Here is a 4,622-nt window from a genome sequence, read left to right as displayed (position 1 = left end):
GGCCGTGGAGGACGTGAACTTGGTGGCTTCGAGCCTCATCACCACCCGAAAGATTATCTTCACCCCGTCGGTAGACGTGAAGAAGGCGCTCAAGGAGGCTGCCATCAGCATCACCTGCTACGACCGCGACGGAAACGTGGTGAAGCGTGTAAACTCCGGCGACTCGGGAGAGATTGAGGACCCTGAGAATCCTGGTAGCGGCGGTGAGGACGCCAGCGGCGGCAGCGGCGGCGACGACCTCGGTCAGTAACAGGAGGGCGGGTGTCTCACCCGCCACCACACTAAAAAGTGAACTTTAAGAAGTAAACTTTAAAAAGTAAACTTTAAAAAAGTGGTAATTCCTTATGACGGGTATTATTTAAACCACAGAGATAAAGAGGGAAAGAGGTTTTTGTTGATAGAGCAGGTCGCAAGCGACAGAGGAAAAGAGGTTTTGCGCAGCTCTCTATAAGCTCTAAATGCCTTGGCATTCAACCTCTATCACTATACAAATACTCTTAAACTCTTAAACTCTTTGGTAAAATAAAGTGAACTTTAAAAAATTACAACTATGAGTACAACTAATAAATCGAACACTTGGAAGCTGGTGCTTCAGCTGATTGTGGCGGCACTGTCTGCTATTGCGACCACGCTCGGCGTGACATCATGCATGGGAGCTAACGTCTACATTTAGACAGCTGGGTCAGATTGGGTCAGAGGTACCTGACCCCCTGACCCTCAAATTGTTAATATGTCAGAATATTGAATAATTTTTTGATGATTTTGATGCTTATATGAAAGAAAATGTGTATCTTCGCAGCGCAGATGTTGTATCTGATACACTTCTGCAAAGAAAAAACATGATTAAATCAGTTATTATTAGCAACGTATGATAGCATTGCCAACCATATACATTACCCTATATGACCGCCTGACTCATAATGATTTAGGGAGAGGGCACTTGCTATGATAATACCTTAACTGTTTAGATAATATAAAACAAAAAACATTGAATATATGAAAAAGAAATTACCACAATTCAAATGGCTCGCCGCGACGCTTCTTTTCGTGACGGCAATGGTGATGCCTAAGATGGCATGGGCACAGGTTACTACAAGTCAACCTGTTAATGGTGATGGAACTGCAGCGAATCCTTATCAAATTACAACTGCTGCGGAACTGGCATGGTTTCGAGACTATGTTAATGCGGGCAATACAACAGCCTGCGCACGTCTGGAGGCTGACATTGACATGAGCGAGGTGTGCCATGCAGCTGATGAAAGTAATGGCGTGGCAGAACTGAGTTGGGAGCCTATTTCCAAGAAATTCAACTCTTGGCATGGTTCTTTCGATGGTAACAACAAAACCATTTCCAACCTTTATATCAACACTTCTGCACAGAATTCCGGATTGTTTGGATACATACGTAATAGTAAAGTCAAATCCTCTATCAAGGATATAATATTTGAGAAAGTCAACATCACATCGACAGCAGATTATTCTGGTGTGCTCGCAGGTTATGCAGGGAACACTGACATTAGTGGAATCACGGTGAACAACGGTAGCATTAATGGATATTCGTATGTTGGAGGGATTGTGGGACGTACTCAGAGTAGTACTACGATATCAAACTGCGTCAACAGAATATCCATCCTAGGAAGTGACTATGCCATTGGCGGCATTGTTGGTTATGTAGATAAATCCACCTCAATCACCAACTGCGCTAACTATGGCAATGTGAATGGAGGTAGAGCGGTTGGTGGCATAGTTGGACTTTCTTATGGATTAACTACTTTATGTAATGTGTTCTCATCTGGCAATGTGACTTTTTCATCTGACGCTAATGGAAGTGGTCTTGTTGTGGGATTAGTATCTTCTACACTCACCATTTCTGGCTATGCTATATATTATAGCGATGCCAAGATATATTACGACACCACCGAGCAGGAACCTGTGGCGTTGGGTGAAGTACCCTCCCCAGTCACTGTGACAGGAGAAAGTAACATCAAAGGTTTGAGCTCTGAGTTACTGAAATCTGGTTGGGGCGCATGGCTGCTCAATGGCTGTCAATCGGAAGGTGCATGGGGACAAACCATCAATACAGACAACTATCCGGTATTGAACGGCACTCAAATTTATCCAAAGGATGCATCGATGAAATGCACCTGTACAGATTTAAGCGGTACATTCACAAACACGTCCTCTGAAGCCTCGACAGTATCACTTACTCATGACACATATACGCATTATGAATACATAGCACCGACTTGCGCGGAAGGCCGTAAAGAGTATTACGAATGTAATGGCTGTCACAAGAAATTCTCTGATGCTGCAATGACCGTAGAGATTGACAACACCGTTATTGAACGCACAAATGCTCACCACGATTTTGGGGATGACTATGTCTGCAAGAACTGCAGCGCGGCAATGCCTGAAGCAACATTGGGTGATGCAGATATCGTTGTGGAAAAGACGGATAATTATGATTCGCAGTATGGCTACAATCTGTTCAAGTATGTTGCCGATGGAACTGGCACATTGCATGTGAAGTCGTATGGCGATGCCGATACCGAGGGAGCTCTTTGGACATCTGTAGGTGGTGAAGTAGCAAGTTCTGTAAACAACGACGATAGCAGTTCGTCGGAAACAGACTTTTCGCTTACTTTCGATGTGACCCAAGGCGAGACCTACATAATCGGTGTAAGACAGAAGTCGCATGAAGCGATAGAGGGCGACTATATCCTGCGACTGAGAGGATCGTGGACGGAAACGGCGGACCGTATGGACATAGAGCCTTTCGTCTGGACAGGTGAGGGGACAGGGGCTTCGCCCTATGAGCTGACGAGTGCCTGCCATCTGCTCTGGTTTGCCAAACTCGTAAACAATGGTAATACAACAGCCTGCGCACGTCTGGAAGCAGACATTGACATGAGCAAGGTGTGCCATGCAGCTGATGAAAATAATGGCGTGGCAGAACTGAGTTGGGAGCCTATTTCCAAGCGTTCCAACCCTTGGCATGGTTCTTTCGATGGTAACAACAAAACCATTTCCAACCTTTATATCAATACTTCTGCACAGAATTCCGGATTGTTTGGATCCATAAGTGGTGGTAATGTCAAATCCTCTATCAAGGATATAATATTTGAGAAAGTCAACATCACATCGACAGCAGATTATTCTGGTGTGCTCGTAGGTGAAGCAAGTTACACTGACATTAGTGGAATCACGGTGAACAGTGGTAGCATTAATGGAACTACTGACGTCGGAGGAATTGTGGGATATGCTAATGAGACTAATATAACAAACTGCGTCAACAGAATACCCATCGTAGGAAGTGGCAATATTGGCGGCATTATCGGTTACGGAGTAAGAAATACATCAGTCACCAACTGCGCTAACTATGGAGACGTGAAGGGAAATTATTATATTGGCGGAATCGTTGGCTATTTAGTAGATATAACATTAAATAATGTGTTTACATCAGGCAATATAATTTATGAATCAACTAGTCCATATTGTGGTCTTGTCGCTGGACATGTAAATGAAAAATTGACCATACAGGGCCATGTCCTTTACAATAGCGATGCCAAGTTTTTTCACGATTCTGCGGAGCAAACTGTTCAAACGATCGGACAGAAATCTACTACCGCAACCATCACAGGAGAAAGCAATATAGTGGGATTGAACTCGGGAAACCTGAAAACCGGCGAGGGTGCATGGATGCTTAATGGTCAGCAATCTACTGGCGCATGGGGCCAGCAGCTCGGTACCGACGATTATCCCGTGCTCAGCGACTATAAGGTAATCAAGGCTGCCAAGGGTGACAACGACACCTACTGGGCAACGTTCAGCAACTTGAACTCTGATGTAACACTTTCAGTTCCTTCAGCACGCAATCTCAATGTTTACAATGCAACCGTAAGCAGTGGAACAATGACATTGACAAAGCGCACTGACAACCAAGTGGCAAAGGGAGAAGGCGTACTGCTGAAGACCGACGGAGAGTATGTGAATGCGAAGGCAAATGAAACGGACGGTCTGACAGCCGCGGATTATGCCAACAACAACCTCGTGGCAACGCCTGCCACAGAGCAGACAATAGATGCAGAGGCAGGCTACACCCTCTATCGCCTCACATATAACAATTCAACAGACAAGACTGGACTCGGCTTCTATCTCGGTCTGGTGAAAGATGAGAATGGTAAAGTTGATGAAACCTCACTTGGCAAAAAGCTCAAGGCCACTCCGGGTAAGGCATATCTCAATGTATCTACCGAGGCTGCGACAAAGCCTGCCAATGCTGCACCAACCCGCGGCTTTGCTTTCCCTGGCGACGACGAGACAACTGGCATCGGAGAGATTGTCATAGAGGGTGATGCAGGCATCAGTGGCACTGCCAATGCCGATGGCCGCATCTACAACCTCCAGGGTCAGCAGGTGACTACCCCTGTAAAAGGACTCTACATAAAGAATAACAAAAAAGTAATAATCAAATAAAACATAGAGACATGAAGAAAAAGTATTTAAAGCCTGAGATGGAGGTTTATGAAGTTGAAACTCCACAGTTGTTGGCAGGGTCGCTAGAAAAATATAATGTATCCCCCGAGGACGGCAACGAAGAAATCTTATGACATAAGTATATA

Annotated in this window: 4 protein-coding genes; all 4 read left to right on the top strand. The window is 45.0% G+C overall.

The genetic code is table 11. From position 1 onward, the window contains the following. Window positions 1-13 precede the first annotated feature (13 nt). Complete coding sequence (locus CIK98_RS10740; protein WP_141210511.1) at window positions 14-250, top strand: hypothetical protein; 237 nt, start codon at window positions 14-16, stop codon at window positions 248-250. Window positions 251-550: 300 nt separating this feature from the next. Next, entirely contained in the window at window positions 551-673 is a 123-nt protein-coding gene (locus CIK98_RS18200; RefSeq protein ID WP_172409908.1) for a smalltalk protein, read from the top strand. 323 nt (window positions 674-996) lie between these two features. Continuing rightward, window positions 997-4,476, top strand: coding sequence for a hypothetical protein (locus tag CIK98_RS10735; protein ID WP_094384238.1), 3,480 nt, complete (start codon window positions 997-999; stop codon window positions 4,474-4,476). An 11-nt stretch (window positions 4,477-4,487) separates the two neighbouring features. Next, entirely contained in the window at window positions 4,488-4,610 is a 123-nt protein-coding gene (locus CIK98_RS18945; protein ID WP_256387772.1) for a hypothetical protein, read from the top strand. Window positions 4,611-4,622: the final 12 nt, after the last annotated feature.

It is taken from the genome of Prevotella sp. P2-180 (assembly GCF_002251435.1).
Taxonomy (GTDB): Bacteria; Bacteroidota; Bacteroidia; order Bacteroidales; family Bacteroidaceae; genus Prevotella.
Note: the sequence above shows the minus strand (reverse complement) of the source record. Positions and strands in the feature narration are given on the sequence as shown.